General features: G+C 48.6%; 22 protein-coding genes. 12 read left to right on the top strand and 10 right to left on the bottom strand.

The features are described from left to right. Positions 1-59: 59 nt before the first annotated feature. Positions 60-1421: an Lcl C-terminal domain-containing protein gene (locus BIT28_RS19675; protein ID WP_217696645.1), complete on the bottom strand. Its 1362-nt coding sequence runs from the start codon at positions 1419-1421 to the stop codon at positions 60-62. Between the two features lie 246 nt (positions 1422-1667). After that, positions 1668-3245 carry an alkaline phosphatase gene (locus BIT28_RS19670; RefSeq protein WP_075766649.1) on the bottom strand — a complete coding sequence of 526 codons (1578 nt, stop codon included), beginning with the start codon at positions 3243-3245 and terminating at the stop codon, positions 1668-1670. Positions 3246-3497: 252 nt separating this feature from the next. Here BIT28_RS19670 and tnaC point away from each other — a divergent pair, with 252 nt between their 5' ends. The 4 genes from tnaC (at position 3498) to pdxY (ending at position 8174) form a co-directional block, all read left to right on the top strand. Continuing rightward, positions 3498-3596 (top strand): tryptophanase leader peptide, encoded by a 99-nt coding sequence (gene tnaC / locus BIT28_RS30405; RefSeq protein WP_075766648.1) that lies wholly within the window; start codon positions 3498-3500, stop codon positions 3594-3596. A 448-nt stretch (positions 3597-4044) separates the two neighbouring features. Continuing rightward, positions 4045-5514 carry a tryptophanase gene (tnaA, locus tag BIT28_RS19660; RefSeq protein WP_075766695.1) on the top strand — a complete coding sequence of 490 codons (1470 nt, stop codon included), beginning with the start codon at positions 4045-4047 and terminating at the stop codon, positions 5512-5514. Between the two features lie 108 nt (positions 5515-5622). Continuing rightward, positions 5623-6876 carry an aromatic amino acid transporter gene (locus BIT28_RS19655; RefSeq protein ID WP_075766647.1) on the top strand — a complete coding sequence of 418 codons (1254 nt, stop codon included), beginning with the start codon at positions 5623-5625 and terminating at the stop codon, positions 6874-6876. Positions 6877-7298: 422 nt separating this feature from the next. After that, positions 7299-8174, top strand: a complete 876-nt coding sequence (gene pdxY, locus BIT28_RS19650; RefSeq protein ID WP_075766646.1) for a pyridoxal kinase PdxY — start codon at positions 7299-7301, stop codon at positions 8172-8174. A 137-nt stretch (positions 8175-8311) separates the two neighbouring features. Here pdxY and BIT28_RS19645 read toward each other — a convergent pair whose 3' ends face one another. The 4 genes from BIT28_RS19645 to BIT28_RS19630 form a co-directional block, all read right to left on the bottom strand. Further along, the gene (locus BIT28_RS19645) at positions 8312-9433 is read right to left on the bottom strand and encodes an extracellular catalytic domain type 2 short-chain-length polyhydroxyalkanoate depolymerase (RefSeq protein ID WP_083651970.1); all 1122 of its coding nucleotides are present in this window, start codon (positions 9431-9433) and stop codon (positions 8312-8314) included. Between the two features lie 246 nt (positions 9434-9679). Next, a complete protein-coding gene (locus BIT28_RS19640) occupies positions 9680-10294 on the bottom strand; it encodes a glutathione S-transferase family protein (RefSeq protein ID WP_075766645.1) in 615 nt (204 codons plus the stop codon). A gap of 20 nt (positions 10295-10314) precedes the next feature. Then, positions 10315-11352 (bottom strand): NADP-dependent oxidoreductase, encoded by a 1038-nt coding sequence (locus tag BIT28_RS19635; RefSeq protein ID WP_075766644.1) that lies wholly within the window; start codon positions 11350-11352, stop codon positions 10315-10317. A 125-nt stretch (positions 11353-11477) separates the two neighbouring features. Beyond that, positions 11478-12077, bottom strand: a complete 600-nt coding sequence (locus BIT28_RS19630; RefSeq protein ID WP_075766643.1) for a TetR/AcrR family transcriptional regulator — start codon at positions 12075-12077, stop codon at positions 11478-11480. Between the two features lie 139 nt (positions 12078-12216). Here BIT28_RS19630 and BIT28_RS19625 point away from each other — a divergent pair, with 139 nt between their 5' ends. Next, positions 12217-13374 (top strand): alpha/beta hydrolase, encoded by a 1158-nt coding sequence (locus BIT28_RS19625; protein WP_075766642.1) that lies wholly within the window; start codon positions 12217-12219, stop codon positions 13372-13374. Between the two features lie 35 nt (positions 13375-13409). Here the strand turns inward: BIT28_RS19625 and BIT28_RS19620 are convergent, their stop codons facing one another. Further along, positions 13410-14372: a TDT family transporter gene (locus BIT28_RS19620; RefSeq protein ID WP_075766641.1), complete on the bottom strand. Its 963-nt coding sequence runs from the start codon at positions 14370-14372 to the stop codon at positions 13410-13412. Positions 14373-15087: 715 nt separating this feature from the next. Here BIT28_RS19620 and BIT28_RS19615 point away from each other — a divergent pair. Genes BIT28_RS19615 through BIT28_RS19595 form a run of 5 tightly spaced genes read left to right on the top strand, consistent with a single transcriptional unit; the run spans position 15088 to position 22202 of the window. Then, positions 15088-16344: an efflux RND transporter periplasmic adaptor subunit gene (locus BIT28_RS19615; protein ID WP_075766640.1), complete on the top strand. Its 1257-nt coding sequence runs from the start codon at positions 15088-15090 to the stop codon at positions 16342-16344. Between the two features lie 9 nt (positions 16345-16353). Then, a complete protein-coding gene (locus BIT28_RS19610; protein WP_075766639.1) occupies positions 16354-17067 on the top strand; it encodes an ABC transporter ATP-binding protein in 714 nt (237 codons plus the stop codon). Between the two features lie 12 nt (positions 17068-17079). Continuing rightward, complete coding sequence (locus tag BIT28_RS19605; protein WP_075766638.1) at positions 17080-19488, top strand: ABC transporter permease; 2409 nt, start codon at positions 17080-17082, stop codon at positions 19486-19488. A gap of 29 nt (positions 19489-19517) precedes the next feature. Then, positions 19518-20897 carry a sigma-54-dependent transcriptional regulator gene (locus tag BIT28_RS19600; RefSeq protein WP_075766637.1) on the top strand — a complete coding sequence of 460 codons (1380 nt, stop codon included), beginning with the start codon at positions 19518-19520 and terminating at the stop codon, positions 20895-20897. Beyond that, positions 20898-22202, top strand: a complete 1305-nt coding sequence (locus BIT28_RS19595; protein WP_075766636.1) for a sensor histidine kinase — start codon at positions 20898-20900, stop codon at positions 22200-22202. It begins immediately after the preceding gene. A 195-nt stretch (positions 22203-22397) separates the two neighbouring features. Here the strand turns inward: BIT28_RS19595 and BIT28_RS19590 are convergent, their stop codons facing one another. Then, positions 22398-23273: a LysR family transcriptional regulator gene (locus tag BIT28_RS19590; RefSeq protein ID WP_075766635.1), complete on the bottom strand. Its 876-nt coding sequence runs from the start codon at positions 23271-23273 to the stop codon at positions 22398-22400. A gap of 152 nt (positions 23274-23425) precedes the next feature. Here BIT28_RS19590 and BIT28_RS29655 point away from each other — a divergent pair, with 152 nt between their 5' ends. Further along, the gene (locus tag BIT28_RS29655) at positions 23426-23602 is read left to right on the top strand and encodes a hypothetical protein (RefSeq protein ID WP_160652993.1); all 177 of its coding nucleotides are present in this window, start codon (positions 23426-23428) and stop codon (positions 23600-23602) included. A 196-nt stretch (positions 23603-23798) separates the two neighbouring features. On the opposite strand, the gene BIT28_RS19580 is transcribed toward BIT28_RS29655, so the two are convergent. After that, positions 23799-24242 carry a DMT family transporter gene (locus tag BIT28_RS19580; RefSeq protein ID WP_075766633.1) on the bottom strand — a complete coding sequence of 148 codons (444 nt, stop codon included), beginning with the start codon at positions 24240-24242 and terminating at the stop codon, positions 23799-23801. Positions 24243-24244: 2 nt separating this feature from the next. Further along, a complete protein-coding gene (locus BIT28_RS19575) occupies positions 24245-24709 on the bottom strand; it encodes a DMT family transporter (protein ID WP_075766632.1) in 465 nt (154 codons plus the stop codon). A gap of 106 nt (positions 24710-24815) precedes the next feature. Between BIT28_RS19575 and BIT28_RS19570 the strand changes: the two genes are divergently transcribed. Then, the gene (locus tag BIT28_RS19570; protein WP_075766693.1) at positions 24816-25715 is read left to right on the top strand and encodes a LysR family transcriptional regulator; all 900 of its coding nucleotides are present in this window, start codon (positions 24816-24818) and stop codon (positions 25713-25715) included. Positions 25716-25760 lie beyond the last annotated feature (45 nt).

The following is a 25760-nucleotide window of genomic DNA, read 5'->3' as shown; positions in this document are numbered from 1 at the left end:
CGGCGGATCTCGGCGTTTATTGACTTCGTTCAGCCCTGGTTGCCCTTGTTGCGATGGCGTTAGGAAAGATTTCGAACGCACCTTACCTTGTTGCTCGCTCTTAAAATATCACCCTGCGGTCCTTTGTAATAAAAGGTGCCATTTGAACCGGTTGCCGATTGTGCGCCGGGCTCGGTAGATACGTCGAGCTTGTCGTTGCTGCGCTGAGCCCCCGCGCCATGCACATCAAGAATGTTGCTGCTTATGTAACCGAGAGCCCGCCCAAAAGAGACATAAGCGGCATTGCTGCCATTTTCATCGTTGTCTACATGTGTGGTTGAGCTCCAGTAATATCCCCAGTCGGTGATGTTTTCTTCATTCACGAATGAAGAAGCGTTGAATATTGGATCTATCGCTGCCTCACCGTCGGTATCCGGTGTACGCGTGTAGTCCAGGATACTCTGTAGCTCTTTGGCATTGGGTAAGCGCCAATCTGAATGAGAGGCGGTTGTTGCCGTCTCGCACTGAAAGATTGCATCGTCCCAGTCGGTAGCTTCGCTGTCATTTTGTTGCCACATTAAGCCCGTCGCGTTGTCACTCACGGTTTCGTCACCGTTGTCGACAAATGCATTTACCCCGTACTCGGTGTTGCCTGTTACGCAGCGTACATAAAATTTCTTGATATGCGTTGGGTAACCTTTGATACGGCCGTCAACATAGTTAACCCCGAACATGGTCGGATCGCCGTTCATTGTCGTACTCAGGTAGAGAGTGGAAGAGGCATACTGAGCATCGATAATCCGGTCTCCGGCGTTAATCCCATCGGCTGTGGTGGTGTCACCGAAAGCCCAGTCGAAGGTACTGTCGATGAAAGGAATAAGGCTCGAGGTGTCAGAGCCCGTATATGAACTGGGATCCTTTCCACTGAACAAGAGCAGGGAATAGGCTTCTTTGATGCTAGGCAGGCGCCAGTCTTGTTGCCCCGCAAGGCTAAGGTCGTCACAGTAAGTAACAGCATCACTCTGCGTGAGCTTATCGGCATAGTTCACCGCCCCGTCACTGTTTAAATCGGAGCTTTGTTGCCAGATAAGGCCTGTGACGTTGTCTGTGACAGTCAGTTCGTCTGAACTGACTGTGTAACTTGGCTGATTGCCGTCGTAATCGCCGTCATGTCCCTGGCCACTGCAGGGGGTGACGAGGCCGGTTGATGAGCTGTAGCAATCCGTTTGGTTTGTATCTACGATTTTATAGCCGCTGGCAGTGCTGTCAGCCGAGTTGGCTGCTGTTGAAGCGCTTTCGGATGAGGAGCTGTCACAACCGGGTAAGGCAAGCATTGAGCTTACTGCCACGCAGGCGACGAACTGTCTGGTTATGAAAGGGGCTATGGAAGGTGTCATAGCAGGGGCAATGGCAGGCTGCTGAGTTGCAGAGTGAAAGATCATAATGGCTTCTCTATGTGAGTGAGGTGGCATGATATCCATGTTGAACGTCTTTACCTGGTGGGTAGTCTATGAGAGCAATGTGCAGGAAATATGCAAAAATTATGGAAGAAGGTGATGTTGCTTTGATTTACAACTCGTTGGTTGGGAGTGAATCTCTGATCTGAAGTACGCTGGCGCTGAATAGAAAATAGCCTCGGCAGTTGGCCAAGGCTGTTTGTACAAAGCGGGTAGGATGTTTCGGTGCGTTTAATTCACCAGGCCTTTAATGTACTCGCCCAGCTCCGAGTGATGCATGATTTTAGACACCGGAACTATCTCTTTCAGCGGTCCCCAGGCAAAAACGTTGACTGGCGTGTGGGTATGGGTACCTGTGCCCCAAACGGTATTTTGGGCGGTTGCCTGTTCGCGAGCCAGCAAGTTGCCACGGTCGTTGTACGGGAAGAAAGCATCAAAGTCTTTGATAGCCGGGACGTCCTTCAGCTTGAGGTACTTGTGATTGTCTTTGAAGTACGGGTTTGGCTTGGTGGCCAGGACGTTAGCAGCCTGTGCCGTGGTGATCGGGAAGCTGCTGTTGGTGTTGACGATATTAGCCAGTTTCTCTGCCGTTTGCTGCGATGGTTCTAGTTTGTCAAACTCGCCCAGCATAGCGGCGTAGCTGAGCTTCTGATCATAAAGGCCATCCAGAATTTCAAATTGACCGAAGTTGAAATTAGGGGCGTAATCGCGTTTCTGGAAGGCTTCGCCCGAACGTTTCTCTGGTGCCGGGAGCTCGTTTGATGAGTAGCTAAAGCCGAATGATCCGGTTTCATGATCGGCGGTGACGATGATAAGTGTATCGTCACGATCTTTGGCCCACTCGTATGCGGAGCCCACAGCCTCGTCAAACTTGATCATTTCATGCAGCATGGTGCCGGCATCGTTGCTGTGGCCAGCCCAGTCTATCTGCCCGCCTTCAACCATGAGGAAGAAACCGTCCTTGTCTTTGGATAGCAAGGCAAGGGCCTTTTCCGTCATCTCTTTCAGGGTTGGCTGGGTACGGTCTGGATCATTTTTCGAGTTGGTGTAGGCAACGCCGTCATTCATACCTGAGTAGGCGAAGAGCCCCAGTAGTTTGTCGCCCTGGGCGGCTTCGAGCATCTCCTTGTTGAAGGCGAGGCTGTAACCGTCATTTTTGGCTTCGGTAAGCAGGTTTCGGTCGTCTTTGCGTTTGGATTTCAGCTTGACGTCTCCCTGGGTAAGGGTTTCCAGCTCTTTATAGACGGTACCTTTGTCATTCGTCGATTTAGGAATCCAGTGGCGCAAACCGCCAGATAACATGACATCGACGCCAGTTTCAAGCATGTCAGAAGCGATGTCATTTTCCAGCGAACGGTGTGGCTGGTGGGCGGCAAAGGCGGCGGGGGTTGCATGCGTCAGACGGGTGTCGGAAATGAGTCCCGTGGCCTTGCCGGCGCGCTTGGCTTTTTCAAGCACGGTTTCGACATAGTTGCCGTTGGCATCGATGCCTATCACTTCCGATCCTGTGTAGATGCCGGTGGCCAGCATCGTTGCCGAACATGCAGAGTCGACCACGATCGCGTCTTCCGGATGGGTCAGTGACGAGCCGATTACACCCTCTTGGGCAAGTTTATAGAGGGCTGTAGTTTCCCCCTTGTAGATAGAGTGAGGTGCATTGTTGGCGTAGGTTTCCAATAAGCCGACTTGTTGTGGCCCCATACCATCACCAATCATTAGGATGACGTTTTTGATTTCTGCCGACGATGCCGAAAAGGAGAACGTAGAGGTTGCCGCTGCAAAAATGAGTGGTTTAACTATGTGTTTCATTTTAAAGTCCTGATTTTTAAATACGGCGATAGTAAATCAATGACTTATGACGGTTTTATTGCAGTTATAAGTATTTGATATGAATTATGGTGCAATTATCTTATTCATCGTGCATCTGTGTTGTGAATAAAATGGGTGAATTTTTATTTGCTCCGATCACACTTATTGATCGTCAATATATATTTATCAAATTAACTATAGGATGATGACAGCATCAATTTTGAATATTGCTTTTTCAGATAGGAACATAAGATGGACGTGTACCTCAAATTGCAATCCTCCTCTCAGCCGATATTATCGGCCTGGTATAACGTAGATCATAAGCTCTCTTTCCGTCTTTCTTCTGAGTAAGTCCTTCCGGTGTTATTACGCCGAACATTAGCACTTAATATTTTTTACCCATGTCACTTTATGGTGAGTAAGGGTGATTTGAATTAATAGTGTTAATGCATTTAATTTATTTGTCTGATAATTAAATTGTATTTTCATGTGAGAGCATAATATGAATGTGTGCCCTAAATTGAAAGTATCATCACAGCCATTGCTGACGCCATGGTATGTTGAAGACTGTAAGCTTTCTGACTTCTTCCCGATACAGTCAATATCTATATCGTAAATAATAGAGCGCTGCCGTTTCTATTATTTAAAACTAAATCATTATTCTGATGTTCGTTATTTATTTAACGTATCTTCGTTCGTTTTGAGATTAGCACGTTAGATGGGTTTCAAAGCATCTGACTATATATACACCATTTCTAAAAGGTGCGATTAAGCACCCGACATGATTAAAGGCATTATTATGGAAAACTTTAAACACCTACCTGAACCATTTCGCATTCGTGTTATTGAGCCTGTCAAACGTACAACCCGTGCCTATCGTGAAGAGGCCGTATTAAAAGCGGGTATGAACCCGTTCTTGCTAGATAGTGAAGATGTGTTTATTGACCTGTTGACCGACAGCGGAACCGGTGCCATTACCCAAGATATGCAGGCGGCCATGTTGCGAGGTGACGAAGCTTACAGCGGTAGTCGCAGCTACCATGCACTGGCAGATGCGGTGAAAGATATCTTTGGCTATGAGCTAACGATCCCGACCCACCAGGGCCGTGGTGCCGAGCAAATCTATATTCCGGTTCTGATCAAAAAACGTGAGGCCGAGAAAGGGCTTGATCGCAGCAAGATGGTTGCCTTGTCAAACTACTTCTTTGATACCACCCAGGGGCACACCCAGGTGAACTGCTGTGTGGCGAAGAATGTCTACACGGAAGAAGCGTTTGATACTGCAGTCAACGCAGACTTCAAGGGCAATTTTGATCTGGTCAAGCTAGAAGAGGCGATCCTCGAGGCGGGTCCGGCCAACGTGCCTTATATCGTTAGCACCATCACCTGTAACTCAGCAGGTGGTCAGCCGGTTTCTATCGCGAACCTGAAAGCCGTGTATGGCATTGCCCGTAAGTATGACATTCCGGTGATCATGGATTCTGCCCGTTATGCGGAGAATGCTTACTTTATTCAGCAGCGTGAGCCGGGTTACCAGGACTGGACGATCGAAGAGATCACCCACGAGAGTTATAAATATGCTGACGGCCTTGCGATGTCGGCCAAGAAAGATGCCATGGTCCAGATGGGCGGCCTGCTTTGCTTTAAAGATGAATCCATGATGGACGTGTACACCGAATGCCGGACGCTATGTGTGGTGCAGGAAGGGTTCCCAACCTACGGCGGCCTGGAAGGTGGTGCGATGGAACGCCTTGCTGTTGGCCTCTATGACGGTATGCGTCAGGAGTGGTTGGCCTACCGTATCGGTCAGGTTCAGTATCTTGTCGACGGCCTGGAGGCATTGGGTATTGTTTGTCAGCAAGCTGGCGGTCACGCTGCGTTTGTCGATGCGGGCAAGCTGTTGCCACATATTCCTGCCGAGCAGTTCCCGGCACATGCGCTGGCTTGCGAGCTTTATAAAGTGGCGGGGATCCGAGCGGTTGAAATCGGCTCATTACTGCTGGGTCGTGATCCTGCGACAGGGAAGCAACACCCGTGTCCGGCTGAGTTGCTTCGTCTGACTATCCCCCGTGCGACTTACACCCAGACGCACATGGATTTCATCATTGAGGCCTTTGAAGAAGTGAAGAAGAACGCGGCGAACGTGAAAGGACTGGAGTTTACCTACGAGCCTCCGGTACTTCGCCACTTTACGGCTCGGCTTAAGGAAGTTGAGCCTGTGAAGCCGGCAGTGAAGACGCCGGAAGTCAAGGTACTTGAAGAAGCATAACAACCTTAAAAGAGCGCCCCGACGGGCGCTCTTTTCCTAAACACATACTCAAAAAAACAGTTTAGGTTCATGGTTCCAATAACGTGAAATTAGAAGAGTGACTGAATTATGGATAAAAGTCCGTCGTTAGTGGTAAATGATACAGTGAAGGAAAAGCATCCGTCGTTAATTGGCGGGGCATGCATTATCGCCAGTGTTTGCGTCGGGGCCGGAATGCTCGGTTTGCCCAGTGCCGGCGCAGGGGCATGGACAATCTGGTCCGTGCTGGCGATCACATTGACAATGGTCGTCATGACGGTGTCGGGATGGATGTTGCTGGAGGCCTTTAAACATTACGACTTAAAGGTGTCGTTCAACACGGTAACGAAAGACATGCTTGGCGATAAGGCCAACATGTTCAATAACCTGATGGTGTATTTTGTCGGTGGGATATTGCTTTATGCCTATATCACCTCTTCCGGCCTTATCCTTCAGGATGTGTTGGGCATCGACAGTAAAATCAGTTCAGTATTGTTTGTTCTGGTGTTTTCGGCTTTTGTGTGGCATTCAACACGGGCAGTAGACCGCATCTCTGTTTTATTAATTATCTTTATGGTCTTAAGCTTCGCGTTCGGTGTGTCAGGGTTGGCTGTTAAGGTTGATATGTCCGTACTGTTTGATTCCATCAATGAAAAAGCAAACTATGCACCTTACGCAATGGCTATGCTGCCTGTTGCGCTGACATCCTTTGGTTATCACCACTCGGTTTCTTCAATGCGTGCCTATTATGGGGATGAGAGCAAAGCCAAAAAAGCGATTCTGGGCGGCACCACGATTGCACTTGGCCTGTACTTCCTGTGGCTGTTCAGCATTTTTGGCAACTTGCCAAGAAACCAGTTTGGCCCGGTGATTGAGCAGGGCGGTAATGTCGATGCCTTGCTGACCGCGCTGGGCTCTGTGATTGAGTCCGAAAAAGTAGCGAATGCGATCAATGCTTTCTCGATGGCGGCCATTCTGTCTTCATTTATCGGGGTTGGGCTCGGGGTGTTTGACTATCTGGCTGATCTGTTCAAGTTCGAAGACACCAGACAAGGTCGTGCAAAAACCTGGGCGGTGACCTTTCTGCCACCATTGGTTATGTCACTGCTGTTCCCGTTTGGTTTTGTGATAGCCATCGGTTATGCCGGCGCTGCCGCAACGGTGTGGACCTGTATTATTCCGGCTCTGCTGGTCAGAAAGTCGAGAACATTGGCAAATGGTCGCAAAGGATTTAGGGCTCCGGGTGGCCAGGTAATGATTGCCTTGGTGATAGGCTTCGGGGTATTAACTGCGGTATTCCACTTTATGGCGATGTTGGGTATTCTTCCGGCGTTTATTGGCTAAGAAAACAGTAGTCGTTATTACCCTCTTGGGATTGGTTATCTTATTTGGATGTTGCCTGTGCAGAGAAAGATAGCCAATCTTTATCGGAAATATTCACTATTCACTTATAGTTTAAACCTATCGTTTATACCCACAAACCACTCTTTCTGGCCGCTATCATGATGTTTAAATGTATGATAAATTCTAGGCCGTATCAGCGCTATTCAATATGTAATTTCGATATGAATTGCGAGCTGAAAACTAATGACAATTACCTTTAACTGCCATTAACAAAAATAAAATACTGCCAAATTGTGTTGTTCATTCTCTTTTCCTGGGAAACACAGTTTGGATTGTTTCTAAAATAAGTAATACCTGAGCTATCTCCACGCTCGCCGCGACGAGTTTCTTGAGGCACTTCGGTATTTAGAAAGGAAAACATTATGCGCGGCATTTTATCTATTCAATCTCATGTGGCATACGGGCATGCAGGCAATAGCTCGGCGGTATTTCCGATGCAAAGAATGGGATTTGAAGTATGGCCAATTCATACTGTTCAGTTTTCCAACCATACTCAATATAAACAAGGTTGGACTGGACGTGCCTTTTCGGCATCAGCTCTCGATGAGCTGGTTCAAGGCCTCGATAATATTGATGCACTATCGCGTTGTGAGGCGATTCTTACCGGTTATCAAGGGAGTGCTGAACAGTGCGAGGCGGTGATCCGAACTGTCGAAAAAGTGAAGGCTCAAAACCCGTCTGCGATTTATGTTTGCGATCCAGTGATGGGCGCGCCGGATAAAGGATGTATTGTGGCTCCCGGTATTGCGGAGCATCTGGTCAATGACCTTATGCCTATCGCCGATGTCATCGTGCCAAATCAGTTCGAGCTCAGCCAGTTCGCGCAGATGGAAATCAACACCCTTTCTGATGCTGTAGCAGCTTGCTATATTGCATTGGGAAAAGGGCCTAAGGCTGTGCTTGTTAAGCACCTGTATTGCATTTCTGACAATAAATTCAGCATGATGCTGGCTACCCGCGAAGGCTGTTTTCTTGCCCAGCGTCCCCATCTGCCGTTTGAGCTGCAACCTGTCGGTGTGGGCGATCTGATTTCTGCCGTCTTTACCGCCGGTTTGCTGAAAGGCAAATCGCCAAGCGAGGCCTTCCAGCATTGCCATGATGCCTGCTACGGGGTGCTTAAACGCACGCAGCAACAGAATGAATGGGAGCTGCAAACCGTTCTGGCGCAGAACGAACTTGTCGAACCAAGCGAAACATTCCCTGTTGAGATGCTCGATGTACAGTTGACATCGGCTTAATCCTGCGCCGGTAACATTTATCTAGCGCTCACGATATCAATAAGGCTCTGAGTATTGGCTCAGAGCTTTTTTATCGGCATGTCCCGTCCGGATCCTCGACACTGTTTGGGCATGGTTTCAAGGCTTGGTGAAGGCGGTTAGTTCTGAGTCAGTTTCACCGGCTGACTGGTCAGGCGGGCAATCATTTTATTGATGGCAACCATCTGTGGTGCTTCTTTGCTGTAGTAGTTATACGGTGGCAAGTTATTGGTACTGTAGCCCCAGAAATCCCAGCACCCTTTCGGGTTCATGGGATTTAGCGATGATTGTTTTACCTGTGGGAAGAGCACAATCGTACTGTTGGTATCGGCCGCTTCCAGATACCCGGTTTCTTTTACATAGGTGGTCCCGATCACTGACACTCCCTGCTCACAACCATGCACGGCAACGTGAACTTTACATTGCTCTGTCTGGCAGTTTTCCGGCACATAGACAAAGGCTGTCTCGTTCATGCTCGTCAGCGGATCGTTAAAGAAGGCACTCTGATCAAACTCAATCAGCTCGCCGGTTAACGTTTTGGCCGCAGGTTTCTGAGCGCCATAGATATGCTTGAGAATACGCTGGGCCTGTGGAATGTCGCAGTCGTTGATATACGGTGATTGCGTTTTGCTACACGGGGTATCATTTTGATCTGTGGTGATAAAGGCATGGCCTGCATCCACGCGGTTGTTGTAGAGGATCTGGTCATCACCGACGCCGAGTTTCTGGTAAAACTCCGCCGTGGTATCGACCACACCGGTGACGACGGTTTCGTCACTGGCGCCCGAGAAGATATAAACTTTGTCATCTTTCAGGTTGTCGACAGGATCGATTTTGCCGATACGGGCGGTTTGCTTGGCAAGATCGACCAGAAAACCACTGTTCGGATACATCATGGACGGACAACCGACAATACTGCCTTTGCAGGGATTCATACAGGTCGTGGTAGCGGTCAGGATCGGGGTGATGAACGGGTTGCTAAAGGGATTGTTGCCGGCACAGTTCCACGGCCCCCCGGCAACAATTCCGGCCCCGACCAATTCTTCGGAATAGGCGACGTGAAACTGGGCTGCCATGAAGGCACCGGAAGACAGTCCGGAGATAGAGGTCGCGTCGGGGTGGGCGTTCAGGGCCGGCAGTTCTGTTTTCGCCGCAAGGGCATAGTGACTGTAGATAGTACTGAATAAAGCACTGAATAAAACAGACAACAGAGCAAGGGTGAGCTTAAGTTCCTTTATCATGTTTGTCTCCTGATAAATTAGAATATTAACAAAAGGTTAGTGATTGATTTGTCTATAGAATGCTGGGCTATAAGCTGAAGAAAGAATATGCAGACATAAGAATATTTACGTTTCGGCTTATGCCTTAAAAAGGAGGATTTGCGAGTGAGACAGGATTGTGGAGTGATAGGTGCCGGGGGTTTGCAAGGAACGTTAAACTAGCTCAAATAAATAGCGGCCCCGGAATGACTCGGGGCCGCTCTGTTGTTAGTGACTGGCCTCTATGTCATCCGCTTTGCGAAAAGCGGCATGAGTACTGAGCTGCTTGGCGTAAGCGGCAATGTTGGGGAAGCTATCCAGTGTGTTGTTGTTCGCCAATATCTCGACAATAAAGGACATCATAATGTCTGCCCCGGTGAGTTTGTCGGCCACCAGGTAGCGTTTTCCCTCGAGTGACTGGTCAATATAGCTGATGACCTTGGCGATTTCGGCATCGGCATAACCGGCGAGGAAGTTGGTTTCACAACCATCTTTGTCGACGAACAGTTTCAGCAATAAAGGGAGAATGGCAGAGCTCTCGGCAAAGTGCATCCATTGCGAGTACTCGATATATTCCTTCGTTCCTTTCTGTGGTGACAATAGTCCGGCAGCATGCTTGTCGATGAGGTATTCAGTGATAGCCCCGGATTCGGCAATCACCATACCGTCATCTTCAATGACCGGCGATTTGCCCAGAGGGTGAATCGCTTTCAGCTCCGGCGGTGCCAGAAACGTCACGCTATCGCGCTGGTATGGCACAACTTTGTAGTCAAGCCCTAGCTCTTCCAGCAGCCAGATAATACGCTTAGAGCGCGATTTATTAAGGTGATGCAGTGTAATCATGGTTGGCTTCCTTTTCGTGCTTATAGTGGCTGGTTAACCTGGATCACCAGTTTGCCGAAGTTCTTGCCTTCCAGAAGGCCGATAAAGGCTTCCGGTGCCTTATCAAGCCCTTCTACCAAATGCTCCCGGTACTGGATTTTGCCTTCGGCAAGCCACTGGGTCATGTCCTGAGCGAACTCGTTGTAGCGGTGTGCGTAGTCATCAAAAATGATGAATCCTTGCATCTTGATCCGCTTGATCAGCAGTGTGCCCATCAGCATCGAGAGACGGTCCGGACCATCTGGCAGCGAAGTTGCGTTGTACTGGGAGATCAAGCCACAGACCGGCACGCGGGCACCAGTGTTGAGCAATGGCAGCACCGCGTCAAAGACCTTGCCGCCGACATTTTCGAAATAGACATCGATGCCTTTGTCACAGGTTGCCTGCAGCTGTTGTTCGAAATCCGCCGCCTTGTGATCGATACACTCGTCGAAGCCCAACACCTCTTTGGCATAGCGGCATTTCTCTTCGCCACCGGCTACCCCGATCACCCGACAACCTTTAATTTTGCCGATCTGGCCAACTGTAGCACCTACCGGGCCGGTTGCCGCAGCGACTACCAGTGTGTCACCTGGCTTTGGCTGGCCGATATCAAGCAAGCCCATATAGGCTGTAAAGCCAGGCATACCTAATACGCCTAATGCGTAGGATGGGGCGGTCGGTTGTTTCCCTAGTTTAAGCAGACCTTCGCCATCAGAAATGCCGTAACTCTGCCAACCGGTGTAGGCAAGCACCCACTCGCCGATTTCAAACTCAGGGTTGTTTGACTCGACAACCTGACACACCGTTGCACCGACCATGACATCATCAACGGCAACAGGATCGGCATAGGATTTGGCATCGTTCATACGCCCGCGCATGTAGGGATCCAGCGAGAGGTATACACTGCGTAGCAATACTTCGCCCTCTGCCGGAACGGGTCTTTCAATGTCTTCCAAACGGAAGTTTTCCGGAGTAGGGGCACCGACTGGTCGGGAGGCTAACACAATACGTGAGTTGGTCTTTTGCGCATCTGTCATCGTACATTCCTTTTGAATTTCAATTTATATGACCTGTCTATAGCTTCTAATTAGACCGGTCGTCTAGTGATGGTTTAAAAAAATCCCCGTCATCATACTGACGGGGTTTTGAGTTCATTAGTCACCTAGCGGGCGGCTTCACCGGTCAATAGGTTCTTGGTGGTTTTCATCGCCAGCTCCAGGCCTGCTTGATCTTGTGTGAGCTTTCTCATCAAGCTAGCACCAATCCATAGGTTATAGAGTAGCTGGGCGGTCTCCTGGCTATCGCTGACGGTGATGGAGCCGTCTTGCACACCGTCATCAATACACTGGCGGATAGCCGAGATAATACTCGTGGCACCTTCTAATAGCGCCAGACGCATGGGCTCGGACAGATCAGAGACTTCGGCTGTTAGTTTGACTACCAGGCATTTCTGCGCACCGCATACACCTTCTTCAACATCTACCCAGCGCTGCCAATAGCCGACAAGGCGATCATAAGCTGTGCCGTTATGGCTACTGAACAGCAAGGTATCAAGCCGTTTAAGGTAGTTGGCAAAATAGTCCTGGATCAAGGCCTCACCAAACTGCTCTTTGGATTTGAAGTAGTGATAAAACGAGCCTTTTGGTACTTCGGCGTGTTTTAACAGCTGTGACAGACCAACATTCGAAAACCCTTTGGTGACGATAAGTGCGTAGCCGGTGTCCAGAATATGTTGTCGAGTTTCATTCGTTTGTGCGTTCATGGCGGTAAGAGTAAAGCAAACTAGACCAGTCGTCTAGTCTCATTTTTCGTCTTTATTGACTTGAGGTATATTCACATTGCATTCATCTTGTAATGAATATGATTGTCATTAATCTCATTCAGTGTCAGGTATTTCCATCATGGCAGTAAGAAAACTTGCAGCAACCAGCTTTGTATTGCTCACCCTAACGGGTTGTATTGGTCAGACGGCTGATCCGATGCTGAACCCCTCGGCAGCGCTTGCCGACTATAAGCAGGGCTCTTTCCAGGAGTACCTGGATCAAACTCGCAACTGGCTAGAGCGTAACCGGGTTTTTATTACCGAGCAGCATCAGCAGGAGCTGGAGCTGGTTATGCCGTTTGAGCTCAAGCCGGATACCCCTCCGAAAGGCGGAGTGCTGCTGGTCCACGGTTTGGGAGACTCACCGTTTTCTTATGTCGATATTGCCAACGATTTGGTTGCTCAAGGCTATCTGGTTCGTACTGTCTTGTTGCCCGGCCATGGCAGTAAACCAGCCGACTTAATGCTGCCGGATTACGAAGACTGGCAGTCGATTGTCAGTCATCATACGCAGTTGCTCGCGGATGAAGTGGGAGAGGTCTGGCTCGGCGGCTATTCAACCGGTGCCAATTTGGTAACCCATGAAGCGCTTGGCAATGACGATGTTGCCGGGCTATTGTTGTTCTCGCCTGCCTTTAAACCCAGGAGTGACACAGTTCGTTTTGCATCGATTGCCTCCTGGTTCGTCGATTGGGCTGATATCGATGAAGAGACAAACATGACGCGCTATGATTCGTTGCCGATGAATGGCGCAGCCGTCTATTACCAAACCTCAGAAGTTGTCAGAGAGGCATTGCAGAATAAGCAATATACCAAGCCGGTCTTTATGGCTGTTAGCGAAGGCGATAGTGTGATTGATACCGATAAAGTGTCGGCTATCTTCAGCCAAAACTTTACTCATCCCAACAGCCAACTCGTGTGGTATGGCGATAATCCACCAACCGGTGAGCGGGTAGCAAGCTTTACTATGAACCTGCCTCAGCAGCGGATCAGTACCGGTTCCCATATGGGATTGTTGTTCTCGCCCGATAATGTGCTTTACGGTACTGAGGGTAGCCTAAGGGTTTGTAATAACGGCCAGACAGAAGAGCAAACCCAAGACTGTCTGCAGGGGGCTAAAACCTGGTTTTCTGGCTGGGGATATACTGAAGCGGGTAAGAACCATGCCCGTCTGACGTGGAACCCTTATTACCAGACCAGCATCAAGATGATGCATCAGGTCATGAACCAGGGCTGATGCGGGTGTAGTTAGACTCCTGCAAGAGCAAAGCACTAGGTCGAAGGCTGCTTGGAGAACCTTGCCTTCGGCCAGTAGTACCCGATATAGCTCCATCCCACCCACATGACCAGTCCGGTCGCGACGGTTAGCTCAAACAATCCCAGTCTGCCAAGCCAGGCCCAGTGAGGAAAATCGATGACCAGCCACTGGGTCAGGCGCTCGATAGCCACCGCACTAATGACTGACGGGAAGGTGACCGCAGCCAGCGAAGGCTGAAAGCGTTGCTTGAGCAAATTGAAATAGCACAGGTAGACCAAAATGGTCATGGTAATGCCGACACCGGCTAATGCACCGGTCAGCACCGGATCCGGCTGTTCGACGTTAAGCAGATAGGCGGTAAGGGACAGGTTAACAGGCGCTGCCATAATCGCCAACGTCGGTCTGGCCGGGCGGGGCAGACGCCCGGCAAAACAGAGCCGGTATAGTACCAGAGGCAACATGACAAAGTAGATCCCGACACAGGTATTGGTCATGGTGATCGCAAACTCGGTATGTCCAAGCTGCGGGCCGGCAAGGGTGCCGCTGATGGCTCCGACTGGGTACAGGAACCAGCTCGGGTACAGATTGGTCAGGCGGAACCGGCGGATCTGGAAACTGAAAAAGTAGCTCAGCATGGCAAAATGGAGCATTAAGGCCGGATACCAGAGCAAACGGGCACTTTCGATATGAATAGATGACAGATAATCAGCCAGTACCAGCATGGTCATGGTCATCGGCGCCATCAGGCTACCATAGAGAGGATGACGAAGATCCTGGATAAATCGCTGCGGGCTTAACAGGTATTTCAGGAGTACGGGCATCAGCAGGCATGCCCCGATAAACGCACAGAAACCGCGGATCACCTCTCCGCTGCCCGGTAAAAACAGAGACCACGCAAGGCCTGTTCCTGTTGTTGCCAGTGCCAGTGCGGCCTGTGCTGTCGGCACATGTCTCAGCGCATTCCCTATTGCGACCATTAAGCCTCTATTCCTTCTTTCAAGAGATTGTGATGTAACGATGGATCTTACACCAGATTGGCGATAAAAAGCGCCATTTTGAAATCAGTCAATAAGTGCTGCAGGTCACGTTTTAAACAGCTTTTCCTGGAAATTGAATTTGCGAAAAGCAGATTTTCATACCATATTTAATATGAAGCTTGTGATGAGCTGTTTCTTGCTTAGCTTCTGGAGGATTAAGCTGTATTCATATGGCTCAAGGGTGCAAGTTTCGTGTCGGTGTTGATGTGAATCAACATTGGAAAAGCGAAAAGCTAAGTGCTTTATTGCTTAGTGACTTACAATTTGGTTAAGTGACAAAAAAGATATTTATACTTCTTCGCCAAATGACAAAGATGTCCGATTTAAAGAAGTGACTGCATCGGACACGGCATACTCAACGTAATGAGTGGCGAAGCCTCATGATGGCAACATGACCATCGTAACACCTTATGTGTGCTGAGTAGGTAGACTAAGGTGAAAAGAAATATAATCCAAGCCGCACTGCAATGGTGCGGCTTTTTATTTTTCTCGCCACAGCCACCTACAGCAAATCGTCCCAATACCGGGAAACCCTCGTTCCATTAGCGGGACGCTTATTTTCTTCCTATCGCTGCTAAAAACAAAAAAATCAATTAAATACAACCACTTATAAGTTGGCCTGCTTTGTGCTCTATAGCGCATAGGAGGGATGGTGATGGACAAAGTAAGAAAGAAGCGAAGCCGGTTTAAACGTTGGATGCTACTGCCGGTTGTGGGTTTGCTTTGTGCGATGGCGCTCTGGGGCTATCGGCAGATAAACAAACAATACGCAGGCTTTAATGTTGATCGCGATAGCCTGATCATCGGTGAGGTCCAATATGGCTCATTCAATGTCAGCGTGCGCGGACCTGGTGTGCTGTTACCGCTTCATGAGCGTTGGGTGGCGTCCCGTGTGGCAGGGCGTGTTGAGCAGTTAAACGTCAAACCGGGTACGTTTGTGAAGCAAGGCGAGACGATTGTTGTCATGGTCAATCCACAGTTGACGCAGCAGGTTGAAGAATTGAGCTGGGAGCTGAAAGCCATGGAGGCAAAACATCTGGCAGATAGGGTGCTGCTGGAATCTAAGCTATTGGATCAGGAGACCGTGATTCTGGCAGCCAAGATGCGCTACGACAAAAATGCCCTTAAGCTGGATGCCGAAACCGAGCTGGTGACTATTGGCAACAGCACCGTTTCCCGTATCGATTACCTGCAATCTAAGCTTGATGTTGCCCAGCAACAGCAGGCGTGGCAGATAGAAGTCCGGCGACTTGAGAAGATGCGGCAGAATTTCGAGGCGCAGGTACATGCCGCCAAGGCTAATTATCAGCGTCTGCATCAGCAGCATCGCCGGGCTGTCGAAGATGTCGAGGCATTGACGATTACGGCGTCCATTGACGGTGTGGTGCAAGATATTCCTGTGGAACTGGGGCAGCGAGTCAGTGTCGGTACTAATCTGGCGTTGATTGGTCAGCAAGATCAGCTCTACGCGCAAGTGAATATTGCAGAAACACAAGTCAGGCAAGTTAGCTTGGATCAGGCCGTTACCGTCGATACCCGCAACAATTTAATCAAGGGAAAGGTTAGCCGGATTGCCCCGTCAGTGAATGACGGTATCGTCAAAGTCGACATTATGTTCACCCAGCCTCTTCCTGCCGATGCCAGGCCCGATTTGTCTGTCGATGCAAAGATTGCCATCGAACAAATTGATCAGGCGCTATTTGTAAGACGCCCGACTTATGCCAAGGCAGATCAATTGAACAATGTCTATAAGCTCAGTGAGGACGGAAAAAGCGCATTTCGTCATGATGTCTATTTCGGAACCGGCTCCCTCTCACAAATTCAAATTAAAGAAGGGTTAAACCCCGGTGATCAGGTTATTTTGTCTGACTCCACACCTTGGCAAAGCTATGCGGAAATTAATATTTATTAAGGAACAGAAATGAAGGTAAATAATGTTCTTATTGAACTTAATAACGTGACCAAGGTGTTTTATACCGAGGAGCTAGAAACCCATGCATTATCCGATATTAGCCTCAGTATTAATGTCGGGGAATTCGTGGCAATTACCGGGCCTTCTGGTTGTGGCAAATCGACATTGCTCTCTATTCTCGGCTTGCTTGACAGTAATACGGAGGGGCAATATTTATTAAAAGAAAAAGATATATCCCAAGTACTACCTTCCCAGCGAGCCGTTATTCGAAATCAGGAGATGGGATTTATATTTCAGTCATTCAACCTGATCAGCGATTTAACCGTTGAGGAAAATGTTGCCTTGCCGCTTACCTATCGTCGTGACATTAAGCGTGGAGAGATTAAGAAAAAAGTAGACGATGCCCTGCTTAAGGTTGATATGGCCCATCGCTCGCAGCATTTTCCCGGTCAGCTTTCCGGTGGCCAACAGCAGCGGGTGGCTGTTGCCCGTGCCATCGTCGCCTCGCCATCGATTGTGTTTGCCGATGAGCCAACCGGTAACCTGGATTCGAAAAATGCTGCCATTGTGATGGAGCTGCTCAAGGCACTTCACCGTGATGGCTCGACGATTTGTATGGTGACCCATGATCCGGCCAGTGCGCAGTTAACTGATCGTGTGATTGAACTGTTCGATGGCAAATTGGTTGATATCAAATACCAACAATCAGAAAAAGTAGCGTAGGAGCCATAGAAGATGTGGACTGATTTTAAGTATGCGCTGCGGTTGTTGATGAAAGCGCCGGCGTTTTCGCTGTTTACTTTACTGGTCATGACCGCCGGGCTGGCACTTAGCATATATATGTATTCCTTTATCAACACATTGGCCTTGAAGGCACTACCTTTTCCAGATAGTGACCAGGTCGTGGTGATAGATCAGCTACAAAACGGGATGCGGCATATAGGTGGGCGGATCCCGGAAGCCGATGCCTTGGAAATCAAGCAACGAAATAATGCGTTCGAGGACTTTGTCCTGTATGCCTACTACCTGGCGAATGTGGATGTGAACGCCAAGGCCCGGCGAAATCATGTTATCGCGATTGAGGCGGATAGTTTTTCGTTCACCGCGGTTAAGCCGGTGCTCGGGCGGGTGTTCAACACTCAGGATATGGCGCAGGGAGCAGAGCAGGTTGCTGTCATCAGCTATACCATGTGGCAGGAACGTTTTGCCAGACGGGCAGATGCCATCGGGGAAGTATTGTATGTCGACGGCCATCGAAAGAAAGTCGTCGGTGTGATGCCTGAAGGGTATGAATTTCCGGGGACGGCCGATCTATGGTTGCCTGTTAGTGTCAAATATATCAAGCGTGATAGCGGCTTTACGTTAGCCGGGGTTGCCCGTCTGAAAGACGGTGTGTCGATAGAGGCTGCCAATCAGGATGTGCAACGTATCATGGCGTCACTGGCGATAAAATACCCGGAAACTAACCATGGCACCAGTGCTTATGTCGATACTTTTCAGGTGCAGGCCATTACGCCGCAGATGATGCCGACGGTATGGGCCTTGCTCGGGGTCAGCGTATTGGTCTTGCTCCTTGCGAGCATCAATGTTGGTAGTATGCTGCTGTCGAAATCGGCAGAAAGAGCCAAAGAAATTGCGACCCGAATGGCATTGGGGGCACCACGGTTCAGGTTAATCGGCCAGATGTTGTGGGAGAGCATTATCATCTGTGTGATCAGTGCTGTTTTCGCGCTCTTTATTGCTGCCTGGGCGTTGGATCTGACTACCTCAATCTTGGCGAATGCCAGCTTTACCAAACCCGTCTACTGGTGGGATTTCAAACTCGATAATGACACCATCGTTGCTACTGTGGTGGTCGTGCTCTTGACCATTTTTATCTCCGGCTTCTTGCCAGCATGGAAAGCAACCAGCCGTGATTTCAATCAAATTCTGCGTGATGGCTCCCGGGGGGCGACCAATCATTATACCGGGCGATTTAGCCGGATACTGGTGAGTATCGAAGTTATCCTGTCGGTGTTTATATTGATTGTTGCCTCTATGTTGATCAGTTACAGCAAGAATGCGGCTGAAACCAGCGCGCGCTTCGATCAAGATAAGATGTTGAGCTTTAACATTTATATGCCGTGGGAAGGTTACGTAGATCCTGGTAAGCGATACCGTTTCCTAAGCAGTGTCGAACGAGAGATAATGGCGTTGCCGCAAGTGAGAAATATTGCGTTGGGCTCGTCGGCGCCCGGTATTTTCTCGTGGGCGAGCACTATCAAAGCAATGGATACCCGGCATGAGCTGGAAAAAGTGCTGGCAAATACCGTGAGCACCAATAACAACTTCTTTGAGTCATTTGGCATTCGGCCATTATACGGGCGGTTATTTGATCATCGGGACACTCAAGAGAGCCAGCGTGTTACGGTGATCAGTGATTCATTGGCAAAACAGCTGTGGCCAAACCAATCTCCTCTCGGTAAACAAATTCATCTTGTAGACATTTCAGATGACCATGTTGCCACAGTAATAGGCGTGATTTCGCATGTCGACTATGGGTCACCGTATTTGCCAAGTTCACAGCTCGGTTCTATTTACGTACCTAATTCGCAATTTTCTACCCTATTTAATTATGCAGTGATTGACTATGATGGGAGCAGCCGAGAGCTGCTTAATAGCATTGATACAATAATGCGTGAGCTTGATGCGAATGTTTCCCTGGCAATGGTCATGCAATATGAACGCTTGCTTGATAAGCAAATTGCCGGAATGGTTTTTGGTGCCAGGTTATTTGTGATATTAGGTGCTGTTGCTTTGTTATTGGCTGCTACGGGTATCTATGGTGTGATGGCAAATAGCATTTCTCAGCGGGTCAGGGAAATAGGTATTCGGCGTGCATTGGGGGCGAGTGAAGGGCAGGTAATTTTGTTCTTTATTCGAAAAAGCTTTATTCAACTACTGATAGGTGTCACGTTAGGATTAGGCTTGGCCCTGTTTATTTGTTATCAAGTGCTGTATTTATTTGTCGGTTCTACGACGACGATGTCACTGATTTTTATTCTTATACCCTGCCTGATTGCAGTTGTGATTATGACAGCAACATTAATTCCGGTTAAACGAGCATTAAGGCTAGAGCCAGCAATTGCATTACGTGAAGAATAAGATTGGAAGTATTTTTCCGAGGAAAAGCTATGACTAAAAAAAAGTTATTAATAGCTGATGATGATGCCGGAATACTTGCTGGCTTACGTATGCTGTTAAAGCATCAGGATTATCAGTTAACATTTGCAAATAATATTCAGGAAATTGAATATTTCGTGAAAACAGAGCAATTCGATCTTATTTTAATGGATCTGAATTACGATAAAGACACCACGTCGGGTGAGGAGGGGCTGAGCCTAATTCCCAGGCTAAAGTCCGTTGATGAGAACCTCGCCATCGTGGTGATGACAGGGTGGGCCAGTATTGAACTGGCCGTTGCCGCCTTGCAAAAAGGGGCTGGCGACTTTATAGAAAAGCCTTGGAACAATGAGCGCTTGGTGTCAGTACTGCAGCATCAGTGCCAGCTGATGGATCAAAAGCGTAAGTCGCGTACCCTTGCCGAAGAGAATGAGCTGCTAAAGCAAGAGCTGGGGCTCAATCACCCGACGCAGCCTGTGGCCCATTCTGCCGCGATGCAGGCATTGCTCTCTCAGATCCATCAATTGTCAGCGACGGATGCCAGTATATTGCTGTTGGGCGAAAACGGCACCGGAAAAAGTCTGCTGGTTAATTATATTCACCAGCTGTCGTCACGCCGGAACGGCTTGCTTGTATCCGTTAATATGGGCGCCATCAATGAGGGTCTGTTCGAAAGCGAAATGTTCGGCCATAAAAAAGGTGCTTTTACCGATGCCAGGGAAGAGAGAATTGGTCGTTTTGAACTCGCAGACAAAGGGACGCTGTTTTTAGATGAAATCGCTAATGTACCGCTCTCGCAGCAGGCGAAATTATTACGCGTGTTAGAGGAACGGCAGTTTGAAAAGCTTGGGGCGAGCAAGACGCAGCAAGCTGATTTCAGACTGATCTGCGCGTCAAATGCCGATCTCAATGGCATGGTTGTCAATGGTACCTTCAGGCAAGATTTGCTGTATCGGATCAATACGCTTATTTTGAGGCTGCCAAGTCTCAGAGAACGAGTGGAAGATATCCCTGAGCTTTGTCGCCAGTTTATTGCCCAAACGGCGACAAAGTACAAAAAGCCCAATGCTGAACTCAGTCCTCAGGCCTTGCGGGCATTGCTGGATTATTCATGGCCCGGCAATGTGCGGGAGCTTAGCCATACCATCGAAAGGGCCGTGCTGATTGCCGGTAGTGTGATTGAGCCAGAGCACCTGATGCTGATGGGGGATATTGCCCCTGAGGCCGATAGCGGTTCCCCGGGTTTTGAAGAGATGACACTGAGTGAGATCGAAAAAGATGTGATTGCCCAGCGCTTGAAGTCCAACAAGGGCAATGTGATGGCGGCCTGTCGCTCGTTGGGATTGAGTCGCAGCGCATTCTATCGTCGTTTGGATAAGTTTGGTCTGTAAGTGAAAGAAAATAAAAGCTTTTTCTCTCAGTTTTTCTTGGTGCAAACCCTTCTGGCTGCTCCCGGGCTGATCATGCTGCCCTGGTTGTTGTGGAGCTACGCAATCCCCGCGCCGCTCATCGTTATTGCGACGCTGCTCGGTGTTGGGATTGCCTTGTTACTGAGCCGCTCTGTCTATCAGACGCTGAGCAAAAGGCTGAACTCGTACAGCAATCTTATGTACTCGATAGCCAGAGGAGACTGTACCCACAGAGCCCGATATCAGTATGACGATGAAATGGGGAATTTTGCAGAGGCCATTAATGAGCTGGCCGACCGTATTCACCATCAGCAAATGGTCGAGCAATCCACGCCTTTATTGCTGCGAAAGGTGGTGAAAAATATCAATGTGGCAATCATTGCTGTTGATGGCAAGCAGCAAATTACCTGGGCGAACCCGCAGGCTGAACTCTTGTTTTCCCTGCCAGAAGGGCTGGTGGGTGAGTCCAGTGTGCAGCTTGGGCTGGATACCCTGTTTAAGCAGAATCGCCGTTCGCCGGTTGATTATGCCTTTCCGGCCAAAAGAGGTCGCTGGCAGCTGGTTGATGAGTACTATTACGATCAGGGAAAACGCCAGCAGCTTTTCTTTATTACCGATGTCAGCCTGTTGCTGCGGGAGGAGGAGCTTAAGGCGTGGAAGAATTTACTCAGGGTGCTGAGCCATGAAATTAATAACAGCCTGACACCTATTGCGACCATCAGCGACTTTTTGCGAACCGAAACGGCGCCGTTGGGAGATGAGGACTTGCAAGAGGGGCTGACATTGATCTCCCAACGGGCAAAAGGTCTGGAAGCCTTTATCAAGAGTTATCGTCATGTAACTCACTTGCCAGCCCCTAATAAGGCTGATGTTCAGTTAGAAAGCTTGGTATCTGGATGTATGGCACTGCTGGCAGATAAGCGAATTCGGCTAGTCACATCTCCTTCGGTTGCCTTGATGCTAGATAGAGTGCAGATTGAGCAGGTTATTATCAATTTGCTCAAGAATGCCCTCGAAGCGGTCTGCAAGCAGCAGGGCGTGGTTACTGTATCGTGGAACAAGGTGACAAACGGTACGGAACTGTTGATTGTCGATAATGGTTGTGGGATCAGTAATCCCGATAACCTATTTGTTCCTTTTTATTCAACGAAAAAGCAAGGTTCCGGCATCGGGTTGCTTTTATGCAGGCAGGTACTGGAAGCCCACCATGCTTGCTTGAGCCTGCAGAATAACACTGATGAACTAGGCGTGACGGTACGTATTCTTTTTGCTGAATCTGTCAGTTAGCTATTTGCTTGGTTAGGTCATTGAACATCTAATTATATATAGAACCTTTAAACTGTTTCTTTATTGCCCTTGATTATTCACATAAACAAGTACTGCTAATCTATATCTCAGTTGGCAATGGCTTGCTTGAATCCTGTCTATATGAAGGCTTACCGAATTTCCTTACCTGCTTGATGAGGATCCTCTCGAAAATTCTCAAACAAGGCTTTTTAGCCTATCAAATAGCCACTGAAAAGCGACGCCCTTTTTTATGCCTTTGTGGGTGACAAGATCGACGGGCATCATCCAGGGCTTATCGTCGAGTTCAAAATTGAACGTCGCAAGATTGCCGTTAGTAATGGCCTTATTTGCCATATGAAGCGGTAAAAAAGCCCAGCCTAAATTTTCTTCAACCAGCTTGACTGTTGTATCAAAGCCGTTGCAGTACCAGATATCAGGGGAGATTTTTGGTAAATGCATCAGGCCTTCACCTGAAATACCGCGAAGGTAAAGCTGCCTGTGATTGACTAGCTGGCTGATGGATACCTTCTCATTGAGAAGAAGAGCAGATTCCGGGTGGCATACAGCACAAAATGGCTGACTGCCAATATAGCAATACTCCAGCTCTTGAATAAGAGGGGGTGTTGTAAACATGATGCCAATTTCGGCTTGTCTATTTACAACTAGTTCGGCGATGTCGGAACATGGTACAGATAGAAGTTCAATTTGTGTCTTGGGAAACTGTCGGGAAAACGCACCCAGAATGCTGGAGAGTTTATGGGTAAACAATGCGTTATCGAATGCCAAACGTAGGTTCGGTTCTTCTTCATTTTGAATTGCCTTAACCACGCTATCAAGCTCACCGGTCAGCGCAAGAACCGATTTGGCGTAGGCATAAATTCGCTTGCCGTCTTCCGTTAAGGTTGGTTTTCTTGTTGTTCTGTCAAACAGCTGAATCCCGATATCTATTTCCAGATTTGAAATGCCTTGGCTGACGGCTGATTGGGCTTTTCCAAGTTTTCTTGCACAGGCAGAAAACGATCCTTCTTCAGTGGACCAGACCAACATTCTAAGGTGTTCCAAATTATACATATCAGAAAATCTTATAGTTAATAACTTTGTTCAATAATAATTAAAGATACTATGAGCATCAAATCAGGTAAGGGGGTATGGGCAATATACGTATAACCTGCCTCTTTGTTTATGACTTCACAATAGTTCAGAAACTCTTTTGGAAAGAAGCTATGAAAAAAGAAACAACTCCCGAGATGTCTAAGCAAGTTGAAAGTGAAACGGAAAGTCTGTTAGCAAGGTTAGAAAGAACGAAAGCGATTTTATCATCCAGTCATAACACTAAAAGTGATTCACAAGAGGTGCTATCCGTTATGATTAAAAGCACTGGTACATTTGAGCAAAACTAAGGCAGCAATAGGTTGGATTGCCAAAATAGTCGGCGAAGTAATCAATGAATGCTCCATGTTGAATTCATTGCGATCCCCAGTCCGGGGCTGAGGCGATCATCGGCCAGCGCCTGTAAGTACCCGGGTGTATTACCCTCCTTGCAAACTCAGTCGCTTTAGCAGGCAACCTCAGTATTAACTCTCGCCTAGAAGTAGTTTAAATATGCTTGCTTTTGAAGTTTGGTATCTTTTCGAACTTGGCAACGACAACACCGGCCAATATAAACATGACGCCGGCCACCTGTGTGAGATCGGCACCATGGCTGACTGCCTCCCAGATAACACCTGTGATCAATTGTCCACCGATGACCAGCAGCGCGGTCAGTGTGGCTCCTACCCTTGTTAATACATAGCTGTTGAGTGCGACAAACAAAGCGCCGATCACACCGCCAAGCCAGGTGGCTGCCGGTGCATTGGCTAACGACCCAACCGGTACGGAGGCGGTGAAATAAACCACAACGCTGAGAAAAGTAAAGCCCACCGCATGGTTCCATAGCGAGGCGGTAAAGGCACTGGAGCCTTGGCTGAGCCTTCCATTCAGGATCCTGCAGAAGCTGATGCAATAGCCGTTTAATAGTGCGAGAAAAATTATTGTTGTCATTATTATCCCCTACCGAATAACGTCAAAAGGCAGCCAGTCGCCATGAGCCCAAGTGTTATGCCGTCAGTGAGTGTTAACGGACGCTTGGTTAAACCAAACAGGCCAAAGCCGTCACAGACAAGACCGAACAACACCTGACCCGCCATAATGAGTGCCAGTGAGCCTGATAGCCCGAGCGGACTGTTGACTGTGATTGCTGCCAGAACCACAGTAAACGCACCCGGTATGCCGCCCAGATAGGCCCAGAAAGGCGTCCCGACTTTTGGCAATATAGTTAGCTTTTTTCCAGCTAATAGAGAGGCTGTTATTAATACGAGCAAGGACGTTATCGCGCCTATGCCATGCGCAAACCATGAGGCCAGCACTGGGGAGCTGTACGCCGCAAGTTCACTGTTGATAGCTATCATGCTGGCGAGTGTTACCCCGCCTGCAAGCGCCAGAGATAAGTTAAGTGGATGAGCTTTCATGCTATTTACCAACGAGTTTCTGTTGGCGAGTAATATATTTAGTTTCCCTGTTGTTGATAACCCGTTATATTTTGAACTCTTTGTTTCTCTCAGGTTGACAGTGGTGATGGATACTTTTTCTACGATACCGGTCTTTACGGCAGTGGTTGAATTGGGCAGTTTTTCACAAGCAAGCCATAAGCTAGGGATCACCAAGTCGGCAGTGAGCAAGCGAATTAGTGCGCTGGAGGCCCACCTTGGCGTCAAACTTATTCAGCGTACAACGCGCAAGCTCAACCTGACTGAAGCCGGAGAGCAATACTACAGCTATATCCAGAAGGCCAAGGTGCTGGTCAATGAAGGCGAGGATGCGATCAGCAGCCTTCAGGGCTCGCCGAAAGGGCATTTGAAGGTCAGCATTCCCATGGTATTCGGCCAGCGTCATATAACGCCCCTGCTCGGTGAGTTCTTGCGCCGATACTCAGATATCAAACTGAGCTTGTCACTGGATGACAGGCTGGTTGATTTGGTGGAAGAAGGGGTGGACATGGTGCTGCGGATTGGAGCATTGTCGGATTCGACCCTGATAGCCCGCAAGCTGTCGCCGTGCCGCAGTGTAGTCTGCGCGTCACCGGGATACCTGGAAATAAATGGTACGCCCGAAACCCTGGCCGAGCTCAAACAGCATAACTGTTTATATTACTCCTACTTCAGGGCTGGTATGGAGTGGGTCTTTGATGGACCAAATGGCCTAGAGCGTATCAAGCCAGAGGGCAATATCCAGGTTAATAACAGCGAGGTGCTCAAGCAGCTGATGCTCGATGATGTGGGGATCGGCCAAATGCCGCTTTTTCTGGTTGAATCTGAATTAGCCTGCGGTGAGCTGGTACCTATTCTGGAGCAGTACCATCTGCCTGAGCACGGTATTTATGCGGTTTACCCGCAAAAGGCATTTATGCCGGCCAAGCTGAAGGTCTTTCTTGATTTTCTGGAGCAAAAATTGAACATGAAAAACCAAAGCTGGTAATCACAATAATAGGGTTAAGCAGACGGTAGTTGAGCTGTCTGTTTG

The sequence above is a fragment of the Photobacterium proteolyticum genome (genome assembly GCF_001939735.1).
GTDB lineage: Bacteria > Pseudomonadota > Gammaproteobacteria > Enterobacterales > Vibrionaceae > Photobacterium > Photobacterium proteolyticum.
Note: the sequence above shows the minus strand (reverse complement) of the source record. Positions and strands in the feature narration are given on the sequence as shown.

Excerpts from the sequence above, each read along its gene's own strand:
- BIT28_RS19675 (WP_217696645.1), bottom strand. The coding sequence starts at position 1,421 with ATGATCTTTCACTCTGCAACTCAGCAGCCTGCCATTGCCCCTGCTATG.
- BIT28_RS19670 (WP_075766649.1), bottom strand. The coding sequence starts at position 3,245 with ATGAAACACATAGTTAAACCACTCATTTTTGCAGCGGCAACCTCTACG.
- tnaC (WP_075766648.1), top strand. The coding sequence starts at position 3,498 with ATGGACGTGTACCTCAAATTGCAATCCTCCTCTCAGCCGATATTATCG.
- tnaA (WP_075766695.1), top strand. The coding sequence starts at position 4,045 with ATGGAAAACTTTAAACACCTACCTGAACCATTTCGCATTCGTGTTATT.
- BIT28_RS19655 (WP_075766647.1), top strand. The coding sequence starts at position 5,623 with ATGGATAAAAGTCCGTCGTTAGTGGTAAATGATACAGTGAAGGAAAAG.
- pdxY (WP_075766646.1), top strand. The coding sequence starts at position 7,299 with ATGCGCGGCATTTTATCTATTCAATCTCATGTGGCATACGGGCATGCA.
- BIT28_RS19645 (WP_083651970.1), bottom strand. The coding sequence starts at position 9,433 with ATGATAAAGGAACTTAAGCTCACCCTTGCTCTGTTGTCTGTTTTATTC.
- BIT28_RS19640 (WP_075766645.1), bottom strand. The coding sequence starts at position 10,294 with ATGATTACACTGCATCACCTTAATAAATCGCGCTCTAAGCGTATTATC.
- BIT28_RS19635 (WP_075766644.1), bottom strand. The coding sequence starts at position 11,352 with ATGACAGATGCGCAAAAGACCAACTCACGTATTGTGTTAGCCTCCCGA.
- BIT28_RS19630 (WP_075766643.1), bottom strand. The coding sequence starts at position 12,077 with ATGAACGCACAAACGAATGAAACTCGACAACATATTCTGGACACCGGC.
- BIT28_RS19625 (WP_075766642.1), top strand. The coding sequence starts at position 12,217 with ATGGCAGTAAGAAAACTTGCAGCAACCAGCTTTGTATTGCTCACCCTA.
- BIT28_RS19620 (WP_075766641.1), bottom strand. The coding sequence starts at position 14,372 with ATGGTCGCAATAGGGAATGCGCTGAGACATGTGCCGACAGCACAGGCC.
- BIT28_RS19615 (WP_075766640.1), top strand. The coding sequence starts at position 15,088 with ATGGACAAAGTAAGAAAGAAGCGAAGCCGGTTTAAACGTTGGATGCTA.
- BIT28_RS19610 (WP_075766639.1), top strand. The coding sequence starts at position 16,354 with ATGAAGGTAAATAATGTTCTTATTGAACTTAATAACGTGACCAAGGTG.
- BIT28_RS19605 (WP_075766638.1), top strand. The coding sequence starts at position 17,080 with ATGTGGACTGATTTTAAGTATGCGCTGCGGTTGTTGATGAAAGCGCCG.
- BIT28_RS19600 (WP_075766637.1), top strand. The coding sequence starts at position 19,518 with ATGACTAAAAAAAAGTTATTAATAGCTGATGATGATGCCGGAATACTT.
- BIT28_RS19590 (WP_075766635.1), bottom strand. The coding sequence starts at position 23,273 with ATGTATAATTTGGAACACCTTAGAATGTTGGTCTGGTCCACTGAAGAA.
- BIT28_RS29655 (WP_160652993.1), top strand. The coding sequence starts at position 23,426 with ATGAAAAAAGAAACAACTCCCGAGATGTCTAAGCAAGTTGAAAGTGAA.
- BIT28_RS19580 (WP_075766633.1), bottom strand. The coding sequence starts at position 24,242 with ATGACAACAATAATTTTTCTCGCACTATTAAACGGCTATTGCATCAGC.
- BIT28_RS19575 (WP_075766632.1), bottom strand. The coding sequence starts at position 24,709 with ATGAAAGCTCATCCACTTAACTTATCTCTGGCGCTTGCAGGCGGGGTA.
- BIT28_RS19570 (WP_075766693.1), top strand. The coding sequence starts at position 24,816 with ATGGATACTTTTTCTACGATACCGGTCTTTACGGCAGTGGTTGAATTG.